19 protein-coding genes are annotated in these 19,575 nt (G+C 69.1%); 4 read left to right on the plus strand and 15 right to left on the minus strand.

What is annotated here, in order from left to right; genetic code table 11:
- Positions 1–30 precede the first annotated feature (30 nt).
- From ACO0LU_RS16505 to ACO0LU_RS16520, 4 genes are read right to left on the minus strand one after another with little or no spacing between them, the layout of a single operon-like run.
- A complete protein-coding gene (locus ACO0LU_RS16505; protein ID WP_424792439.1) occupies positions 31–1,362 on the minus strand; it encodes an ABC transporter substrate-binding protein in 1,332 nt (443 codons plus the stop codon).
- 27 nt (positions 1,363–1,389) lie between these two features.
- On the minus strand, positions 1,390–2,784 hold the full coding sequence (locus tag ACO0LU_RS16510) for a hypothetical protein (protein ID WP_424792440.1): 1,395 nt from the start codon (positions 2,782–2,784) through the stop codon (positions 1,390–1,392).
- Positions 2,781–3,671, minus strand: coding sequence for an aldolase (locus ACO0LU_RS16515; protein ID WP_424792441.1), 891 nt, complete (start codon positions 3,669–3,671; stop codon positions 2,781–2,783). Before ACO0LU_RS16515 ends, ACO0LU_RS16510 begins: the two co-directional genes overlap by 4 nt.
- Positions 3,664–4,605, minus strand: a complete 942-nt coding sequence (locus ACO0LU_RS16520) for a carbohydrate kinase family protein (RefSeq protein WP_424792442.1) — start codon at positions 4,603–4,605, stop codon at positions 3,664–3,666. The genes ACO0LU_RS16515 and ACO0LU_RS16520 overlap by 8 nt, the downstream gene beginning before the upstream one ends.
- A gap of 106 nt (positions 4,606–4,711) precedes the next feature.
- Between ACO0LU_RS16520 and ACO0LU_RS16525 the strand changes: the two genes are divergently transcribed.
- Positions 4,712–5,500 (plus strand): DeoR/GlpR family DNA-binding transcription regulator, encoded by a 789-nt coding sequence (locus ACO0LU_RS16525; RefSeq protein ID WP_424792443.1) that lies wholly within the window; start codon positions 4,712–4,714, stop codon positions 5,498–5,500.
- 61 nt (positions 5,501–5,561) lie between these two features.
- Here ACO0LU_RS16525 and ACO0LU_RS16530 read toward each other — a convergent pair whose 3' ends face one another.
- The 10 genes from ACO0LU_RS16530 to ACO0LU_RS16575 all read right to left on the minus strand — a co-directional run bounded on the left by ACO0LU_RS16530 (position 5,562) and on the right by ACO0LU_RS16575 (position 15,951).
- Positions 5,562–6,788 carry an aspartate transaminase gene (locus ACO0LU_RS16530; protein ID WP_424792444.1) on the minus strand — a complete coding sequence of 409 codons (1,227 nt, stop codon included), beginning with the start codon at positions 6,786–6,788 and terminating at the stop codon, positions 5,562–5,564.
- Between the two features lie 80 nt (positions 6,789–6,868).
- Positions 6,869–7,549 (minus strand): histidine phosphatase family protein, encoded by a 681-nt coding sequence (locus ACO0LU_RS16535; protein WP_424792445.1) that lies wholly within the window; start codon positions 7,547–7,549, stop codon positions 6,869–6,871.
- Positions 7,550–7,725: 176 nt separating this feature from the next.
- The gene (locus ACO0LU_RS16540) at positions 7,726–8,883 is read right to left on the minus strand and encodes an ABC transporter permease (RefSeq protein WP_424792446.1); all 1,158 of its coding nucleotides are present in this window, start codon (positions 8,881–8,883) and stop codon (positions 7,726–7,728) included.
- Between the two features lie 5 nt (positions 8,884–8,888).
- Entirely contained in the window at positions 8,889–10,055 is a 1,167-nt protein-coding gene (locus ACO0LU_RS16545; protein ID WP_424792447.1) for an ABC transporter permease, read from the minus strand.
- Between the two features lies 1 nt (position 10,056).
- A complete protein-coding gene (locus ACO0LU_RS16550) occupies positions 10,057–11,034 on the minus strand; it encodes an ABC transporter ATP-binding protein (protein WP_424792448.1) in 978 nt (325 codons plus the stop codon).
- Positions 11,035–11,268: 234 nt separating this feature from the next.
- Complete coding sequence (locus ACO0LU_RS16555; protein WP_424792449.1) at positions 11,269–11,679, minus strand: VOC family protein; 411 nt, start codon at positions 11,677–11,679, stop codon at positions 11,269–11,271.
- Positions 11,676–11,987 (minus strand): ArsR/SmtB family transcription factor, encoded by a 312-nt coding sequence (locus tag ACO0LU_RS16560; RefSeq protein WP_424792450.1) that lies wholly within the window; start codon positions 11,985–11,987, stop codon positions 11,676–11,678. Before ACO0LU_RS16560 ends, ACO0LU_RS16555 begins: the two co-directional genes overlap by 4 nt.
- Positions 11,988–12,095: 108 nt before the next feature.
- On the minus strand, positions 12,096–13,958 hold the full coding sequence (locus ACO0LU_RS16565) for a heavy metal translocating P-type ATPase (protein WP_424792548.1): 1,863 nt from the start codon (positions 13,956–13,958) through the stop codon (positions 12,096–12,098).
- Between the two features lie 426 nt (positions 13,959–14,384).
- Positions 14,385–14,906 carry a YbaK/EbsC family protein gene (locus tag ACO0LU_RS16570; protein ID WP_424792451.1) on the minus strand — a complete coding sequence of 174 codons (522 nt, stop codon included), beginning with the start codon at positions 14,904–14,906 and terminating at the stop codon, positions 14,385–14,387.
- 67 nt (positions 14,907–14,973) lie between these two features.
- A complete protein-coding gene (locus ACO0LU_RS16575) occupies positions 14,974–15,951 on the minus strand; it encodes an AraC family transcriptional regulator (protein WP_424792452.1) in 978 nt (325 codons plus the stop codon).
- A gap of 141 nt (positions 15,952–16,092) precedes the next feature.
- Between ACO0LU_RS16575 and ACO0LU_RS16580 the strand changes: the two genes are divergently transcribed.
- The 3 genes from ACO0LU_RS16580 (at position 16,093) to ACO0LU_RS16590 (ending at position 18,165) form a co-directional block, all read left to right on the plus strand.
- Positions 16,093–16,959 carry an NmrA family NAD(P)-binding protein gene (locus tag ACO0LU_RS16580; RefSeq protein ID WP_424792453.1) on the plus strand — a complete coding sequence of 289 codons (867 nt, stop codon included), beginning with the start codon at positions 16,093–16,095 and terminating at the stop codon, positions 16,957–16,959.
- A gap of 544 nt (positions 16,960–17,503) precedes the next feature.
- A complete protein-coding gene (locus ACO0LU_RS16585) occupies positions 17,504–17,779 on the plus strand; it encodes a type II toxin-antitoxin system Phd/YefM family antitoxin (protein ID WP_424792454.1) in 276 nt (91 codons plus the stop codon).
- The gene (locus tag ACO0LU_RS16590; protein WP_424792455.1) at positions 17,776–18,165 is read left to right on the plus strand and encodes a type II toxin-antitoxin system VapC family toxin; all 390 of its coding nucleotides are present in this window, start codon (positions 17,776–17,778) and stop codon (positions 18,163–18,165) included. The genes ACO0LU_RS16585 and ACO0LU_RS16590 overlap by 4 nt, the downstream gene beginning before the upstream one ends.
- 193 nt (positions 18,166–18,358) lie before the next feature.
- Here ACO0LU_RS16590 and ACO0LU_RS16595 read toward each other — a convergent pair whose 3' ends face one another.
- Positions 18,359–19,561: a Wadjet anti-phage system protein JetD domain-containing protein gene (locus ACO0LU_RS16595; RefSeq protein WP_424792456.1), complete on the minus strand. Its 1,203-nt coding sequence runs from the start codon at positions 19,559–19,561 to the stop codon at positions 18,359–18,361.
- Positions 19,562–19,575 lie beyond the last annotated feature (14 nt).

The following is a 19,575-nucleotide window of genomic DNA, read 5'->3' on the forward strand; positions in this document are numbered from 1 at the left end:
GATCCGTCGGCGGGACCTGATGGTCATGGGTCAGCGGTTGATGCGCTGGTCGATGATTTCCTGGGCCTGTTCCGCGGCCTCGTCCACCGAGGTACCGCCGACGACGTCGATGCAGGCCTGCTCGGCGGCGTTGCGGATATCCAGGTCGTTGAACTGGAAACGAGCGGCCAGCATGGTCTCCTTGTCCAGCCAGTCCGTGGTGGCGTCCAGGTCCTCGTTGTCGTAGTCGACGTCGGACACCGTCAGGTGCTGGGAGGTGCCGTTCGCGTAGGTGCTCGCGGGCCCCGACTCGCTCAGGAACCGCAGAAACTCCAGCGCCGTGGCCTGGTTGTCCGACGCGGAGTTGACCCCGAGCACGAACGTGGCGTTGTGCACCCCCTCGTACTTGCGCTCCTCGGCCGGCACGGTGACAGGTGCGGCCATGCCGAACGGGAACTCCGCCCCCAGTTCGCGCACAGCTGCCATGTGGAACGAGCCGGTCATCAACAACGCCGCATCACCCTGGGCGAACATCTGCTGGACCGGTTCCACCGCGGTGCCGGTGGAGTTTGCCTGGAAGTACGGGCGCAGTTCCTCGTACTGGCTCAGGGTGTGCAGGAACCAGTCGTCGGTGACCTTGTACTCCCCGGTCTCGATCTTGACGCACATGTCATCGCTGGGCGCGTTGTTCATCACCATCGCGTTGAACAGGTGCCCGGCGTTGCCGATCTCGCCACCCGACCAGGCCATCGGGACCTTGTCCAGGGACATGATCGCCTCACACATGGCCAGCCACCCCTCCCAGTCACCGGGGGGTTCGGTGATCCCGGCCTGCTCGAGCAGGTCCAGGTTCGTGATCGGCTGGTTGAACACCAATTGGTAGGGCAGGCCGTACTGGACCCCGTCGCGCGCGCCCGAGTCGATCAGGCTGGCGTTGTACAGGTCCGGCACGCCGGTACCACTCAGATCGGTGTAGAGCCCGGCGTCGACCATGTCCTCGAACTGGGCACCCCGGAAGGCCACGAACACATCACCGATGTTGCCGGTGCGGATCTGCTGCAGGGCGTTGGACTGGTAGTCGTTGGAGGGCGAGATGTCCTGGGAGATGCTGACCCCCTCGTGCTCGGCAATGAACTCCTCGATGAGTTCGGCCAGGACCGCCTGGTCCTCAGCGCGCCAGTGCGCGAAGGAGATGGACCCGTCCACCTCACCTTCGAAGGCCCCGCCGTTCTCCTCCGAGGTGACACCATCCCCGCCACCACCGGAGCCGGGGCCGGCACAGGCGGCCAGGAACGCTGCGGAACCGGTGGCGCCGAAGAGTTGCAGGGCACGGCGCCGGGACAGTGCCGCACGGGAGAGTGGTCCGTTCTGGTTGGTGTTCATGTCGTTCTCCTTCGAACTGTTTGTTTCTCACCATTCGATGACGGGGATATTGAGGAGATCGGCAGCAGCACGTAGTTGCGGCCGGACGTCGGTCCAGGCAAGGACCGTGTGGTGGGGGAAACCGCCGGTGACGAGCCCGTGCACGAATTCACTGGCATCGGTGTCCAGGCGGACATCGGCGGTGTTGCCCTGGAACCGGTTCGGCCCGGGCAGTGATTGCCCGCTGCCGATCAGTAGGCGCAAGCCATCGCCAGCGAGGTCCTCGGTGAACCGGGCCATGATCACCGGCCCGGCGCGCAGGGGGAAGTTGCCGGCCACGCCGATCTTGCGGTTGCAGTGCACCGACTGGGCGGCGTTGGCAGGGTCGGCAGCCAAAGTGGTGGCCGCCGAGCCGCAATGCCAGAACCGCACGAGGTTGCGTCCGGTGTCCAGGTCCACGGTGTCCACCAAGTAACTCATCCCGGCCCCGAGGGCCTGCAACGTCACCATGGTGGCCGCGCCGTAGACATCCCGTTCACACTGGGTGGGTACGCCTTCGCCGGCCAGGCGGGACAGTGATGAGCACGGGCACACCCCGACGCGGGTGGGGAACTCCGGCCAACAGCGCACCGCGACCGAAGCGAGGTCGTGTGTGCCGGACCATTCCCGCAGCGCCACGGTGATGGCGGCGTGCTTGCTCACCTCGGTCGGGTCCAGGTCATCCAGGCTGGGCTGGGCTGCGACGGCCGCACGGGTCTCCTCGTGCTGGGCTTCCGACCCGACCGCCTCGACCCGGGCGAAGGCCTCGTCGATACTCAACTGCTGCACCCGCAGCCCGAATACTCGGGTCAGCAAATCCGGGTCGTACTCACTGGGTGTGAAACCCGGTGGCGGATCGCCGATCACGCCGATACTGCGCCCGTGCAGGGACGCCAGAGCGGTGCGCACCTCCTCGGTATCGGCGCGTTCACCGGCCGCGCTCGGCAGGGCCGGTGCGGGCGGGAGGTCACCGGTGAGTGCCGCCTGCAGGGCCAGGCGGACCTGGTCCTCCTCGGGATCGCCGTAGAGGAGGCGGACCTGCCCCCCGGAGCGGCGCAGCGCGTGGCCGAACAGGTTGGCACCGCAGAGCGAGTTCAGCCACAACCGGTCACCGACCGGCCCTGGTTCCCGGAAGGCCCACAGCAGCACCGGTGCCTGCTGGTCGGCATAGAGCTGCAGTGCCGGGTTGGCGTCGGAGAAGGACGCACAGACGTTGATCACCAGGTCCGCACCCTCGAGATGCCCGGCGGCGGCCCCGATGTCCTCGGGCGTCATCACCAACTCCCGGGGCCCGCGCACCTGCGCACCGAGTTCGGTCAGCAGCGCCCGGGCCTGATCGGCCCGCTGCTGTGCGACATCGACGGCGAACGTCGGCCTTGCCGTCGGGATCATGGCGACCTTCATGCTGCCTCCCCGACCACGTCGTCGACGATCTCACCCAGGTGTTGCAGCCGGGCGACGGCCGCCGTCCGCAGGTCTGCTTCGACGTCGGGCGTTGCGATGCTGGAGGCCCACACCGCCCGTCCGGCGAGGAAGCCGGAGGCGCCTTCGGTGCACGCCAGCCGAACCGCGGTGGGGAACACGTCCTCGGGGACCCCGCTGGACAGCACCACCCAGGGCGAGTCGACCGCGGCCGTGATCTCGGCGCACCGGCGGCGGATCTCCTCGGGTGCGCCCTGACCGTGCAGGGGCACCTCACCCTTGTACAGGTCCGCGCCGAGCGAACCCAGTTCGCGCGCCGCGGCGAGCACCCCGGCGTCCCAGTCCCAGGTGCTACCCGAGACCGGTGCGCGGGAAAGCGGTTCGATGATGCTGAGCAGACCGGCGTCGTGGCAACGGCCGATGAACTCCTCCACCATCGCGACCCGTTCCCGGGGGTCGGTGTCGGGCCGGTAGATCACCAACAGTTTCATCGCCCGAGCGCCCTGGTCGCGCACCCGCACCGGATCCACCTGGTAGTCGATCGTGACGTTCCCGACCAGTTCGCCATGGGCGCTCTCGAAGTGGTCCGCCGCCGCGATCAGGGCGCACTGCTCATCGACCACTCCGGCTTGCACGATCGGCTCCCAGCCGAACTGGCGGTCGATCAGCACCGCCGAGGCGTGCGGGGAGAGGATTCTGGTGGCGGCGATCTTGAAGTCGGTCACGTCCTGGTCGCTGACCGGGCCCCGGGTGTGTTCGGCGAACATGCCCCGCAGCGCCTCGCGCTGGTCAACGGCCAGCATCGCGAACGCACCGGAGGGTCGTTGCAGGTCGCGCAAGTGGGGCGGGGCGGTCGTCGGCTCAGCCATCAGCGGGGGCCTCCTCAGGCACGGTGGTGGTGCGGGAGGCGTGTGCCGCCTGCACGTCGTGGTGGGTGGGGATGGCGCTGCGGCCATCCACCGCCGCGCAGGACAGGGCGGCGGCGATGTTGGCATAGGCCATGGCATCGGGCCGGGGCAGTCCGCGGTGCAGCGCGGAGACCAGCGCGCCGTGGAACACGTCCCCGGCGCCCAACGTGCTCACCAGCGGGACTGGATAGGCGGGGGCGTGTATTAGGTGGCCGTCGGCGTCGAGCCCCACGCACCCGCGGGCGCCGTCGGTGGCGACGACGCTGCGGGCACCGTCGTCGAGGGTGCGTTGCAGCAACTCCGGGGCCGGTGCGGCGCCGTACTGGCGGCGCAGTGCCTCCAGGGTGGGGGCGTACAGGTCCACTCCGGTGGGGTCGAAGTCCTCGATCGGGTTGCCACCATCGACCGACAGGCGCGGGTGCTGCTCTGCCGGCAGTTTCTGTAGGTAGCGGCGCACCGGCGCCCAGCCCATCTGGTCGACGTGGATCCAGGTTGCACCCTCCAGCAGTTCCGCGGCAGCCTCGCCGATGCGCGGGCGGGTGGCCGGTCGGTTGACGATCGCCCGGGTGTGCCGGACCGGGTCCACCAGCACCACACTGGCCGCCGAGCGGGCACCGGGGGTGATCTGCACACCACGGACGTCGACACCTTCGCCCTGCAAGTCGGACAGGATCTGCCGGCCCTCGGTGTCGTCACCGACGGTGCCGATCATCGCGACCCTCGAGCCCAGCCGCCGGGCGGCGACCGCCGCCGTCGCCGCCGGACCTCCGCCGGCGAAGACCACATCCTGGGCGACCTGCCGCGAATCGGGTGCGGGGAACTGCTCGACCACCGCGATGGCGTCGTAGGTGAGCACCCCGACGCAGACGATGTCTGCGGTGCTCCCAGCGTTCATGCCCACTCCTCACCATTGAATGAGGCAAACTCAACACTCAAGTGTTGAATAATCAACACGCCCATCTTTACGAACCGGCATGATGTCTGTCAAGGAGTGATGCCACATGACCGAACCGACCACGGCCAGGAGCCTGCCCGGGGCCGAGCGTCGCGCCCGCATCATGGAACTCCTCAGCGTGCACGGCTTCCAGAAGGTGACCGACCTGGTCGACCTGCTCGGAGTCTCCGACATGACCGTGCGACGAGACCTGCGCAAACTGGCCGCAGCAAGGGAACTGCGGGTGGTGCACGGTGGCGCCAGCCTGCTGCACGCGACCCTGCGCACCCCCGACTTCACCAGCCGGGGAGCTCATCAGCGGGCAGCCAAGCAGCGAATGGCACAGGCAGCCCTGGGGCTGATCAAGCCCGGCGCCACGATCGCCTTCGATGCCGGGACCACCGCGTTCGAACTCGCCGCGGCCCTACCCCCCACGTTCTCCGGGTGCGTGATCAGCCACTCGGTGCCGGTGCTGCAGCACATGCTCAACTTCCCGCACCTTCGGGTGATCGGACTGGGCGGTGAACTCCTGGTGGACAGTCAGGCATTCGTCGGCGGACAGACGGTGGCAGCCCTGGCGAACCTGCATGCCGATGTGCTGTTCATCGGCGTCGCGGCGCTGCGCAGGTCGGGGATGTACGTTGCCACCGACCAGGAGCGCCCCACCAAACAGGCACTGATGCAGGCGGCCGGCCGGGTAGTGCTGCTGGCCGACCATTCCAAGTTCGATGCCGCCGCGCCGGTGCTCCTGGGCGAACTGGACCAGGTGGACGTGCTCGTGACCGATCGACCGTTGCAGCCGCCACTGTCGCAAGCGTTCGCCGAGGCACGGGTGCAGGTTCTCACCGCAACCTGACCACTCGGCGTCATCAGTCGCGCCACCGACCACCGGCGCCTCCTGCGGGCGCGGCCCCCGCTCACTGCAGCCGTGCCACCGCCGCAGCGATTGCCGCGATACCATCCTCGATGGTGTCCAGGTCGGTGGCATAGGACATCCGGAAGAACGGCTCGGCACCGAAGGCTGAACCCTGGATCACCGCCACGCCTGCCTCCTCCAGCAGGTACAGGGTCACCTCTTGATCATTGGTCAGTTCCGCACCCTGCGGTGTGCGCCGCCCGAGCAGGCCCTCGCAGTCCACGAACAGATAGAACGCTCCGTCCGGCTCGATCGGGTTCAATCCGTCGATGTCGGCGATGAGTTCCAGGGCGCGGTCGCGGCGCTGCCGGTAGGCGCGGACGGTTTCCGCGACGAAGGACTGATCCCCGGTCAATGCGGCCACGGCACCGGCCTGGGAAATCGAGGACGGGCACGTCGACGTCTGCGATTGCAGCAGGTTGATCGCCCCGATGAGGGCAGGGTCGCCAACGGCGTACCCAAGGCGCCACCCCGTCATCGCGTAACTTTTCGACACGCCGTTGACGGTGAGGACCCGGGACCGGATCGAGGGTGCGGCCGCGGCTAGGCCGAGCAGGGGCTGGTCGGTGAAGGTGATGTCATCGTAGATCTCATCGCTCAGCACCCAGACGTGGGGCGCCTCCTGCAGGACTGTGGCCAGGGCGTGCAGTTCGGCTTGCGTGTAGGCCACTCCCGTGGGGTTGCTGGGACTGTTCAGGATCAACCAACGGGTGCGCGGGGTGATCGCCTCCCGTAGTTGTGCCGGGGTGATCTTGTACCGGTCCTGCGCCTTGGTCTGAACGATGACGGGAGTACCGTCGTTGGCGCCGACCATGTCCGGGTAGGAGACCCAATAGGGGGTCGGGATGATCACTTCGTCACCGGCATCGAGCGTCGCGCTGAACGCCAGGTAGATGACCTGCTTGGCCCCTCCACCCACCGTGATGGACCCATCGGGGTAGGAGATGCCGCAGGTGCGCTCCATCCGTTCCCGAACGGCTGCCCGCAGTTCGACCGTGCCATTGACCGAGGTGTACCTCGTCTCGCCGGCGTGCATTGCGCGGGTGGCGGCGTCCTTGATGTGCTGGGGAGTGTCGAAGTCCGGCTGGCCGACGGTGAAGTCGAAGATCCGGTTCCCGGCAGCCTTCAGTTCCCGTACTCGCGCAGCAGCGGCGGTGCTGGGGGACTCCTTGATCCGCCGCACCCGGTCAGCCGGTGTGAACGGTGCGGCAATGTGGGTGCCCGTCATTGGAAACTCCTGGGTGTCGGTCTGGAACGGCTGCTGCGCGAACAGGGTAGCCGGTGCCCGCCGGCACGGTGCCAGAAGCCTCAGGCCTTCCCCTTGACGGCATCCTCGGGCGCCTCCTGGCCGGCTGGGCCGTCGCCGGCCGGGGCACTGACGCGCTCCCCGCCCAGGGCCAGGTTCTCCCAGTAGTGGGCCCACCAGCCCTGATCCACGCTGCCCTCCAGCACGATCGCGCCGGTGTTGCTGATCGGGTTGTGCGTGGCGTACTCGCCGCTGATGTTGGCCACCCGGGCCGCGGACCAGGAGCGCATGATCGCCCCATGGGTGAACATCACCGCGGTCCGCACCCCATCGGCCGCGGCCTCGGCGAACACCTGGTCATAGCGGTCCCAGACCTCCTCCCCGCTCTCTCCGCCGGGCACGGTCAGGGTCGGGTCATCGGCCCAGCCGAAGATTGTGCCCAGGTAGGCCCGGATCGCCTCGTGGTCCCCACGCATCTCGAACTCACCGGCACTGATCTCCCGCAGCCCCTCGTGCACCCGGAAGTCCGCGCCGCGCTCGATCAGCAACGGCTCCGCCGTCTGCTGGGTGCGCACCAGGGTGGAGGCGTAGACGACGTCGACCTCCTCATCGACCAGGCTGCGCGGCACCGCGGCGGCCTGCTCGCGGCCCAGTTCGGTCAGGTCGGCACCCGGTTCGCTGGTGTCCAGCAGGTCGGCCACGTTGGAGGGGGTCTGGCCGTGGCGGATCAGGATCAATCGCATGCTCCCATCATCTCCCGAAACGGGTGACCGGTTCGTGACCCACCGGTGAGCATCCGGTGCACACAGGTAGTCCCCGGGCGTGCGCGAGGGTCTGCGATCAGCGCTCGCGGGGCAGGCGCGCGTAGTGCACCTCCCCGGTCACGGGGAACCAGGGCCGGCCGCCGCGCTCCAGCGGCCTACATCGCTCGCGACACGGACCGGCGCAGCGCCACCGCGCCGAGGGCGATCAGCACCGCGGCCATCGCGGCCAGTACCCCGAGTTGCGGGACAATCTCGGCCACCCCGCCGCCCTGGCGCTGGAGTTCGGCGAAGGCCTCATACCCCCAGGCGTGCGGGGTGGCGTGGGCCACGGCGCGCAGGGTGTCCGGGAACAGGTCCAGGGGGAACATCAACCCGCCCAACGCGGCCAGCACCAGGCCCAACCCCACCGAGACCCCGGTGGCGGCGCCCTCGTGGTCGATCAGCGCCCCCAACAGCATCGCCGTCCCGGTGGCCACCGCCCCGAACACGGCCACCAGCACCAGTGCCGCGGCGAGGTTGCCGAAGTCCACGTCGAACAGCACCATGCTCGCCACCATGATGTAGCCGCCCTGGACGAACGCGATCACCCACCGGCCCAGCACCTGCCCACCGATCGCCGCACCGGCCGAGACCGGGGAGACCACTACCCGGGCCTGCACCCCCAGGCGCCTGGACTGGATCAGTGTGACGGCACTGGACAGGGTGGACAGGAACACGAACAACAGCAGCATGCTGCCCGCCTCGAGGTCGAACCGGCCCAGCCCGGCGAACACGTTGGGCTGGCCGCCGGCATCGGTCACGGTCAGGCTCACCGGCGCCACCGCCTCCCGGGCCCCCACCAGCGCCGCGTCGGCCTCCTCCGGCGGAACGCCCGCCTGCGTCAGGGCCGCCACCTCCGCGCGCGGCCCGGTCAGGGTGCCCAGCGCGGTGACCACCCGTTGCTGCACCATCGGAGCACCGGCACCGGAGGCAGTGATCATCTCGATCTGACCGGACTGCCCCGAGGCGTAGTCGCTCTCCGTCTCCGCATCGACGTACAGGCCCACCTCGGCTCGCTCGCGGGCCACCTCGGTGCGCATCTCCTCGGCGCCGGCGACACCGTCGACTTCGGTACCGGTGCGCTCCAACTCCTCGGTGAGCCCTTGGCGCAACTCCCCGTCGGCACCGGCGATGACCACCCGGCCCTGGTCGGCCCCGCCTCCGAACTGCAGCCCGAGCACGAACACCAGCAGCATCGGGAGGATCAGCATGAAGAAGATGTTCGACCGGTCCCGCATGAAGCGACGCAACTCGGTTCCGGCGATGGCCAGCACCGCCCTCACAGTTCCGCCCCCCGGTCCGGAAGTAGTCGCGAGGCAGCCGCGGCGATCACGGCGAAGCCCACCATGGTGGCCAACGGCACGCCAAGATCAGACAATTGCCCGCCGCCGGCGACGATCCCCAATCCGCGCGTGAACGCCCCGATCGGATTCAGTTCCAGCAATGTGCCGGCGATCCCGCCCGAGGTGAGTTGGAAGAATGCGCCGCCGAACATGCCAAGCACGACGGCGAGGATCGCCTGGGTGACGCCGGCTTGCTCTGCGGTGCGGGCCAGGCGGGCGACGACGAACATCAGCGATGTGGCCGCGGCCACCACCGCGAGCACCAATACGGCCACCAGCGGGACCGAGCCGAAGGAGATATCGAACATCCACCCGCCTACCGCGAGGAGCACCCCCGTGGCCCCGACGCCCAGCACGTACGCCGAGATCGCCTTGCCCGCCACGATCATTCCGGGCCGCATCGGCATCGACCGCAGCCGCACCAGGGTGCCCTGCTCGCGCTCGTTGATCAGCGACAGCACCCCGAAGCCCACCGTGAACAGCAGGAACAGACCCGCCTGCCCGGCCACCATGGTGCCGCCGCCGTCGAGTTGTTCACTGGCGGTGCGTCCCTCGATGGTGGTCACCGCTTCGGGCGCCTGCGCCACCGACTGGGCCACCATCGCCAACTCCTCCTCGGACAGGCCCAGTTCGGCACCGGCCCGGGTGGCCGTGGTGACCGAGGTGAACCGCTCGGCCACCGCCTGGGTCACCGAGATGATGATGTCGGTCTGCAGTCCGGCGGCCTCCCCCTCGATCACCTCAACACTCGCCTGGGCGCCCTCGGCCGCCGAGGCTGCGTCGCCACCGTCGATGACGACGCCCAGGTCGGCGCCGCCGTCGCGCACCAGCGGGCGTACCTGATCGGCGCCGACCTCATCGACGTTGACCTCGAAGACATCCACCCGCCCCAGGGTGGCGATCACCGCCCGGGCCAGGTCGTCGTCGTCGGCCGCTGTGATCGCCACGGTGGTCGGTTCGAACTCGAGTTCCTCTGCGCCGGAGAAGACCAGGTTCATCACGAACATCAGGGCGATCGGCACCACGAGGCCGAAGATGAGCACCGACTTGTCCCGGACGCGTTGGCGCAGATCCGCCGCCGCAAGAGTGAACAGTTGGCTCATGTCAGTCCCGCAGCGCCTTGCCGGTCAGGTGCAGGAATACCGATTCAAGGTTCGGCCGGGAGATGCCCACATCGTCCAGTTCCATCCCGGCCCTGCCGGCGGTGGTGACCACCGAGGCCACCGCAGTGGGGGCATCGCGCACATGCAGGATCAGGTCACGGCCGTCGGCCACCACCTGCTCCACGGCCGGTAATGCGTGCAACTGCTCAGCCGCGGCGGCCACCGCACCGGTGCCGACCAACCGGATCTCGTCGAGTTCACCGATGAGACGGATCAGTTCGCTTCGGGTGCCCTCGGCCTGGATCTTCCCGGCGTCGATGATGGCGATCCGGTCGCACAGCCGCTCTGCCTCTTCCATGTAATGGGTGGTGTAGAGCACCGCCATGCCCTCGGTGGACAGCGCCTCCACCGATTCCAGGATCGCGTTGCGCGACTGCGGGTCCACCCCCACCGTGGGCTCGTCCAGGATCAACAACGAGGGCCGGTGCAACAGACCGATGCCGATGTTCAGGCGGCGTTTCATCCCGCCGGAGAACTTCTTGGTGGCCTCCTTGGCGCGGTCGGCCAGGCCGATCAGATCCAGCACCTCATCGATCCGACTACGCAGGTCCTTGCCGCCCATGCCCTGCAGGCGGCCGAAGAAGGACAGGTTCTCACCCGCGTTGAGTTCGGGGTAGATGGCCAGGTCCTGGGGCACCAGGCCCAGGTGGGCCTTGGGTGAGACCCGGTTCGGACCCATCAGCTCCCCGGCGATGCGCACCTGCCCGGCGTCAGCGCGGATCAGCCCGGCGGCCATCGAGATCGTGGTCGTCTTCCCGGCCCCGTTGGGCCCGAGCAGGCCGTAGGTCTCCCCGGGGCTGATGTGGAAACTCACCCCGTCCACGGCGGTCAGGTCGCCGAACCGGCGCACCAGGCCCTTGGCCTGCAACACCGGGCCCGCCGTGCTCGTGGCGGTGGAATCGGTGGCTATCTGGGTCATCACGGCTCCTGGGCACGGCCTGTCCGACGGCCGGGGAACTGGCCAAGTTCAGTCTCCCACGGCTCAGTGGCGGTGTGGATGCTGCTTGTCCCTGGCCTCGACTTCGAGCCTTATGGCCGAGAGCGACTGGCAGAACACTCGTTGTCGGCCATACCCGTCGCTCTCGATGCCGGAGATACTCCTTCCGCCGCCATCGGGGGATAGCCATCGGGGGAGACTGCCTGCCGCGTCGAGTCAGTTCTGGGCCGTCGGGGGCACCTTCATGGCGGCCAGTTGGATGAGGTTGCCGCAGGTGTCGTCCAGCACGGCGGTGACTACCGGGCCCATGTCGACCGGCTCCTGGGTGAATCGCACCCCCAGCCCCTTGAGCCGCTCGGCCTCGGCGTAGACGTCCTCGACGGCGAACTGGGTGGCCGGGATGCCGTCCTCGACCAGGGCCTTCTTGAAGGGTCCGACGGCGGGATGGGTGTCGGGTTCGAGCAGGAGTTCGGTGCCCTCGGGGTCGGCCGGGGAGGTGACGGTGAGCCAGCGGGCCTCGCCGGTGGGGATGTCGACCTTCTTCACGAAGCCGAGTTTGTCGGTGTAGAACTCCAGCGCCTTGGCCTGGTCGTCGACGAAGACGCTGGTGATGTGGATGCGGATCATGGGTACGGCTCCTGGGATTCGATGGGCCACCGCTGGGCGATCGCGGCCAGCGGCCTGGTGTCCAGATCGTGGAACTTGTACCGGCCCTGCCGCCGGGTATGCACCAGGCCCGCCTCCTCCAGCACGGCGAGGTGCTGGGAGATGGCTTGCCGCGAGGAGGTCAACCCGTGCCTCATGATGAGCCGGCCTTGGATCTCGAACAGGGTCTGGTGATCCTGCTCGGTCAACTCATCGAGAATGAGGCGCCGGGTTGGGTCGCTGAGCGCCTTGAACAGGGTGTGGTCGCGCAGGGATTGGTTGGGCTCCACAGTTCTTTATACGCAAGCGAGAACTTGCCTGTCAAGGGCGAGGTGACGTGCGAAAGCCGGGCGGATGGGCTGGTTCGTGCCCATCCGCCCGGCCGGGCGGGGTCTGGCTCAGGCGGCCCGGGCCGTCTGGACCACCGGTTGCTTGGCCACGGGGGTCGTGGGAGCGGTGGGGGTCTGACGCTTCTTGCGCAGCAGCCGCATCGCGTTGACGATCACCACCAGCACCGAGGCCTCGTGCACGAGCATTCCGATTGCCATGGTCACGCCGCCGGCGAAGACACCGGCCATCAGTGCGGCCACGGTGGCCAGGGCGATGACGATGTTCTGGCGCATGATCCGAACGGTGCGCTTGGCCAGGCCGATCGCCTCCGGTAGCCGCTCCAACCGGTCACCCATCAGGGCGATATCGGCGGTCTCGATGGCCACGCCGGTGCCGGCTGCGCCCATGGCGACCCCGATGTCGGCGGTGGCCAGGGCGGGTGCGTCGTTGACGCCGTCGCCCACCATCGCCACGGTGTAGCCCTGGCGCTGCAGGTCGGCCACCGCTTCGAGTTTCTGCTCCGGGAGCAACCCGGCGCGCACCTCATCGATTCCGGTGGCCCGACCGATGGCCCGGGCCACCAGCGGGGCGTCCCCGGTGAGCATGACCACCTTCTGCACACCAGCAGCATGCAGGTCGGCCACCATCTGCGCGGCCTCGGCCCGGACCGTGTCGGCGACCGCGACCACACCGAGCACGGCGTCGTCCACGGCCACGATCATCGGGGTGCGGCCCTTCGCGGCCAGGCCCTCGGCAGCCTCGGCGGCACCAACGGTGTCGACTACCTGGTACTGCTGCAGCAACGCTGCGTTACCGATCAGCACCTGGCTACCCTGGGTGGTGGCCGTGATGCCCTTGCCGGGCACCGGTTCGGTGTGCTCGGGCAGGCCCGGGGTGGACAACCCCTCAGCGGCCGCTGCCTCCAGCACCGGACGGGCCAGGGGGTGCTCGGAACCGGCCTCGGCACGAGCGGCCCAGGTCAGCACCTCCTCGCGGGTGGAACTCGGGTCGAGCACCACCACGTCGGTCAGCTCGGGGCGACCCTCGGTGAGGGTGCCGGTCTTGTCCAGTGCCACCGCGTCGATCTTGGCCGAGTTCTCCAGGTACTCCCCACCCTTGATGAGGACACCGTCGCGAGCGCCGCGGCCGATGCCGGCCACGATCGTGACCGGGATGGAGATGACCAGCGCACCGGGGCAGGCGATCACCAGCAGGGTCAGCGCGAGCACCACGTTGCCGGTCAGCAGGCCCACCGCGAGCGCCAGCACCATGATCGCCGGGGTGTAGTAGGTGGAGAAGCGGTCCATGAACGCCGCGGTCCTGGCCTTGGCGTCCTGAGCCTCCTCCACGCGGTGGATGATGCGAGCGAGCGTGGTGTCGGCCCCGACGCCGGTGGCGCGCACCTGCAGGAACCCCCCGCGGGAGATGGTGCCGGCGAAGACCTGGTCTCCTTGGGCCTTCTCAGCCGGGATGGACTCACCGGTGATGGAGGCTTCGTCCAGTGCCCCGTTGCCGGCGATCACCTCACCGTCGACCGGCACCTTGGCGCCGTTCTTGACCAGCACGATCTCGCCCTCGATCACCTCATGGGCACCGATCTCCACCTGCTGCCCGTCGCGCATCACCACGGCCACATCCGGGGCGACGGCGACCAGTTCGGCCAGCGCCGAGCGGGTCTTGTTCATCGTGCGCGCCTCCAGGGCGTGCCCGATGGCGAACAGGAAGGTCACCGCGGCGGCCTCCCAGTACTCGCCGATGATCACCGCACCTGTGGCGGCGATGGAGACCAGCAGGTCGATGCTGATGTTCTTCACCATCAGCGCCCGCACGGCCTTGATGGCGATCGGTACACCGGCGACCACCGCAGCAGCCACCATGAGCAGATCGCCCATCCCCTCCAGGCCCATGGCCCGGGAGGTGAAGAACGACATCAGAATGAGCAGACCGGACACCGTGGGAACCATCCACGGCCCGTTCCACCACGTGCGAATCATGGTCATCGTCGTGTCCTTTACAGTCGCTGCCCCGCCCATTTCCTGGGGGCCTGATAAGAACGTACGAAAACGGCGCGCACACTACCTTGACGCACGTCAAGTCCGGCCCGGGCCCACCTCACCGGCCACCCCCACCCGCCAGGCCCACCGCCCAGGCCCACCGCCCAGGCCCACCGCCCAGGCCCACCGCGGACCGCCGAGAACGACGCTTGTGGCCATTGACGAGTGGTCGGCCACTCGCCCACGACCACAGGCGTCGTCCTCGGCCTTGATTGGCGCCGACGGGGGGTGGGGGCGACGGGGGGGTGGGGGCGACGGGGGGGGTGGGGGCGATGGGGGGGTGGGGACGAGGGGCGGGCAGCGTTAGCGCACCCGACACACCTGCCCGCCGGTGGAGCGCACCAGGTCAGCGAAGGTGATCGAGAGCATGGTGAAGTCGTCACCACCGCCTGCCCACAACTGCTCGTGGGCGGCGAGGTCCTCATCGATCACGGTCCGCACCGGCGCCGGGTGGCCGAAGGGCGCGACCCCGCCGACCTGCTGACCGGTGTGGGCCAGCACGAAGCCGGGGCCGGCCCGGCGCACCTTGGCATAGCCCAGGTCAGTTGCCACCTTGGCGACATCAACGCGGTGGGCGCCGCTGGCGATCACGAGCAGCGGTTCGCCGTCGGCCTCGAAGATGAGGGAGTTCGCGATCTGGGCAATCGTGCACCCCAGCGCCTGAGCAGCCGCCGCAGCGGTGGGTACGTGCTCGTCCAGGCGGACCAGGTCGAACCGCACGCCGGCACCTTCGGCGGCGGTTCGTACCCGCAGGACCGGGTCGGACTCACCGCCGCGTCGTGGATCGGTGCCGGGTTCGGTTCCGGTGCCGGGTTCGGTGTTCATCGCTCGATGCTAGTAGCCGCACCGTAGGCGCTCGGAGGCATCGCACCCATCACCCAGCCGGCCCTACCTAACCGGACCCTGCACGCACCGGTGCCCCCCGACCCCGCCGCACCGCCCCGGGTGTCTGGCCGGTACGTCGGGTGAAGGCACGCGTGAATGCGGCGGCCGAGCCGTACCCGGATTCCGTGGCGACCTGGCTGACGCTGGCGGCGCCCTCGCGCAGTCGCGCGTGGGCGAGGTTCATCCGCCACCGGGTCAGGTAGCCCATCGGCGGCTCCCCTACCCGCTCGGTGAATTCGGCCGAGAACACCGAGCGCGACATTCTCGCCTCCCGTGCCAGCGCGGCGAGTGTCCATGCGCGTCCCGGGTCGCGGTGGATGGCGACCAGGGCCCGGCCCAGGTGCTCATCCTGCAGCGCGCTGAGCCACCCGCGGTGCGCGGCCGGGTCGCGGGCAAGCCAGGTGCGGATCGCCTGCACCACCACGATGTCGGCCAAGCGGGTGGTCACCGCCTCACCGCCGGGGCGCAGGTCGGCCAGTTCGGTTGCCATCATCCGCACGATCTCGTGCACCGGCGCGGCCTGTGGGTCGATGCCGGCCTGGATGTGCAACACGGCAGGCAGGTGGCGCAGCAGTTCCCGGGCGGCGGGTTCGTCGAACCCGACGATGCCGCACAGCAGCAGCGACGACGACCCGTCGCCCCCGTAGGTCAGCACCGAGTAGTGCTCGCTGAGGTAGCGCTGCGGAAGCAGGTCCACCCGGCCGGCCGGGCCTACGCCGGGACTGCTGGCGATGGTGTGCCCACGCGCGTGCGGCACCACCGCGAGGTCACCGGGCCGCAACGAGATGTCCTCCTCCCCCGGAACCTGCAGCACCGCCGAGCCGGCGGTGAGCACGTGAAAGCTCAGGGTGTCGGCGAACGCGGGCACCTCCAGCGCCCACGGCTCACGCAACTCGTTGCGGCAGTAGAAGGTCCCGCGCATCCGCAGCAGGTGCAGCGCATCACCCAAAGGGTCCGAGGGTGCCCAGGAGGGGGAATCGACCATGGTGCGATCGTCGCACGAAGCAGTCCGATCGTCCTCAATTCCCGGACGAACAGTCAAGGATTACGGCGCTTCGGCTATATCTCATCCGGCTCCGAGTTCCTAACGTGATCATGCAATCAACTCAGCACAGAAAGGCACACCATGTACGTGATCTCAGGAGCCACCGGACGGGTCGGATCGGCCATCGCAGACCGCTTGCTTGAGAAAGGCACACCCGTGCGGGTCCTCGTCCGGCGCCCGGCGTCAGCCCAACCCTGGGCGGATCGAGGCGCGGAAGCTGTCGTCGTCGACCTGGCCGACCGGGCCGGACTGACGGGGGCGCTGCACGGGGCGTCCGGGTTCTTCACCTTGCTGCCGTTCAATCCGACGACGACAGACTTCCGGGGCGACATGACGGCCCTGATCTCCTCGATCACCGGAGCGGTGGTCGAAGCAGGCGTACCGCATGTGGCACTGCTGTCCTCGGTCGGGGCGCACCTGCCCGAGGGCACCGGACCGATCGCGCCGTTGCATCACCTTGAGAACGCACTGCGCTCGACGACGGCGACCGTCACCGCGGTGCGCCCGGTGCACTTCCAGGAGAAGGTCTCCGACGTCCTCGATGCCGCCCGGGAGCAGGGCATCTACCCGGTCTTCGCCGAGTCTGCCGACGCGTCGGTGCCGATGGTGGCCACCCGAGATGTCGGCACCGTCCTGGCCGAGGCGCTGCTGTCGCCCCCGCGGCACAGCGAGACCATCGTTCTCACCGGTCCCGCCTACCGCGAACGGGAGATCGCCGAGATGCTTGCCAGGCTGCTCGATCGCGAGTTGGAGGTGGTGACACTGCCCAGGGCTGCCTGGAAGGACACGTTCCTGTCCGCGGGCGTCTCGGCCGAAGCCGCCCAGATGCTGATGGAACTGCACGACGCCGGCGACGCCGGTCGTCTCATCCCGCACGGAGACCGCACGGTGCACGGCAAGACCGGGATCGAGCAGACCCTCGCCGGGCTCGTCGCGGTGCCGGCCTGAAGGGCGTGGTGGTCTCAGCCGACGACGCCGGCGGCGCCGGCGGCGCCCAGGGTCGGCCGACCGGACCGACACCACCACCGACCGTGGTGTCGCACTGCTGGCCTGGGTGGCCTCGGCGTCGTGCTGGCCGCGTGCTTCCTCGGCCCTCTAGCCGCCGGGGAGGTGGTGCGGCTGCGCTCGCTGCTGCGCTCTTCTTCGACGAGCCGGGCCCGCCCGGGCCGGATGACATTCAATGCGGCAGCGGACCGTCCGGAATCGTTTCTAGTGTGGTGGGGAACGGAAGGAGTGGCCATGGAACCGTTCCTCAATGCCGCACTGGGAGTGCACGTGGTCCGCGCCCCGCAAGATCCCCCGGAGTGGGACCTGATCCATCCGAGGGATCGCGCCAATGTCGCGAACCGCCGCGTCGGACGGCCCCGCCGTGGTGACGGGCCCGGCCGAGTCGCGTAGCCCCCGTGGGTGGATGCCGGCGCCTGGGCAGAGTTAACAATCGGATCGCCTCTCAGCCTAGCCAGGCTTAGCCAAGCCACCTAGGATGCATGCTATGCAGGTCAACGTGCATGAGGCGAAGTCTCAACTTTCTCGACTGATCGAGGCCGTCCTGGCGGGTGAGTCGGTCACGATCGCCCGCGCGGGTAAGCCGGTCGTGGACCTGATCGCACACCGGGGCCCAGAGGTCACCATCGGGGTTGCGGGATGGGAAGACTTCCGGGCCGACCCTGCTACCTTTGACGGCTCCGACGCCCAGATTGCGGATCTCTTCTATGGCGAGCCTGCGCCCGACGGCGAGCCCGCGACCGAGCGCGAGCCCGCCCCGTGAACGGTGTGCTGCTGGACACCAATGCGCTCCTGTGGGTGCTCGCGGGTGACCCACAACTCGGCACCGGTGCGAGGGCGCACCTCACCACCTCGACTTCGCCCCGCTACTCCTCAGCATCGGTGCTTGAGATCACCATCAAACAGATGCTAGGCCGCCTCGAGGTACCGGGTGAGGTCGCAGACGCTGCCGCAGCGGCCGGTCTGGTCGAACTCCCGTTCCGCTCCCACCATGCCTCCGGTTTGGAGAGGTTCCCCGATCTGGCCAAGCACGACCCGTTCGATCGCATGCTCTTGTCCCAGGCCCGGCACGAGGACCTGCTCCTGCTGACCTCGGACCGCCAACTGCTGGAACTCGGTATCGATTGGGTCATCGACGCCCGTCGCTGACACGAGATGCCAGCCGCCCAGCAGCCGCCTCGCGGCGGAAGGCCGCCTCAAAGATCGCCTTGTGGCTGGCACAGCGCGACATCACATCCGCGACAACCGGGGGCCAGCCATGGACGGACCGCGGCGGCTTCGTCGACGGCATCGTCGTCCCACTGCCCCGGCGGGGCGGAGAGTTGCCGTGGCGGAACCGGCGCTAGCCAGCACTCAGCGCGTGGCGAAGGCGGGTCACGGCAGCGACCAGGTCGAGGCGTTCCTGCTCCAGGCGCACATCGCCCTCGGCGCGCACCATCGCCAGCGCTGACGCCTCGTCCTCGGTCAACCTGGTCAACTCGGCGCGGGTGGGTCTGGGCTCGGGCACCCATAGATCGCGGTGGCCCTGCAGTGTCTCGGTATCCATCAGCACCGAGGCCACGTGCGCACAGTGGGCACGGAACCGGTCCAGGATCGCAAATCCGTGGCTGTCCAGATCGCCCCAGTACAGCAGCCGTGCCCGACGCAGCCACCCGATGGCCGGCAGCCGGTCCACCGCGTGCCCGCTACCGAGCACGACGACGACGCCCGCCAAGGAGGGCAACGCCACCAAGGTTTCCAGGTTCTCCACCACCAACACCGCAGCCGGATCCACCCGGAGTGCGTCGAGTTCATTCACCGTGGCACTCAGATCAGTCAGCCCGGCGGGCGCGAGGCTCGGATCGAGGAACCGCACCCGGACCAGGTCGGGCATGCTGGCCAGCCCCAGGTCCGCGCGGCCGGTGATCGCCTGGTGCAGTCCGGTGACCAGGCCGCGGTGGTTCTGGGTCCACTTGGTGTCGACGCCGCGGACCGGCAATTGGCGGATGTAGGCACCGGACTCGGGATGGTCCACCAGCCAGGCCAGCACCGCCCGAAGCCGTTCATAGTCCGGCGCCGGCAGTGCGGTCAGCGCCGCGGCGTGGCCGCGCACCGCTCGGTGCAGTGCCGCCCCGGCATCGGGCGTACGCGCCGACCACTGCCCCAGTAGGTCGGCCACCCGGGCGGAGACAGTGCGCCAGTGACTGGCCCGCTCGGCGATCGCGGCCACCTGCGCCGGATCGCTCACCTGTAGGCGCACCGGCACCTCCTGGGTGCCCAGGCTCGCCCAGCGTCGCCGCTGCCACACCACCCCGGGAAGTTCAGCCTCCCGCCAGGACGACACCCAGCCGGCCGCCTCGGCCGGGTCGCCCAGCGCGGCAGACTCGGTGGGCGGATGCAACGGCACGCTGAGCAGCGGCTCCGGAGCCGACTCGTGCACCACCGGCTCGTGCGGTCCCGGCCCCGGTGGTGCCGCGGCGGCCGAAGCCGCGCGAAGCGCCCAGGTGATGTGGTGGCGCTCGTATCGTCGCCGGGCCCGATCCCGGGCGGCAGCGAGGGTGATCACGTGCGCCGCCTGCG

The sequence above is a fragment of the Pseudactinotalea sp. Z1748 genome, from assembly GCF_049725185.1.
GTDB lineage: Bacteria > Actinomycetota > Actinomycetes > Actinomycetales > Beutenbergiaceae > CALKWS01.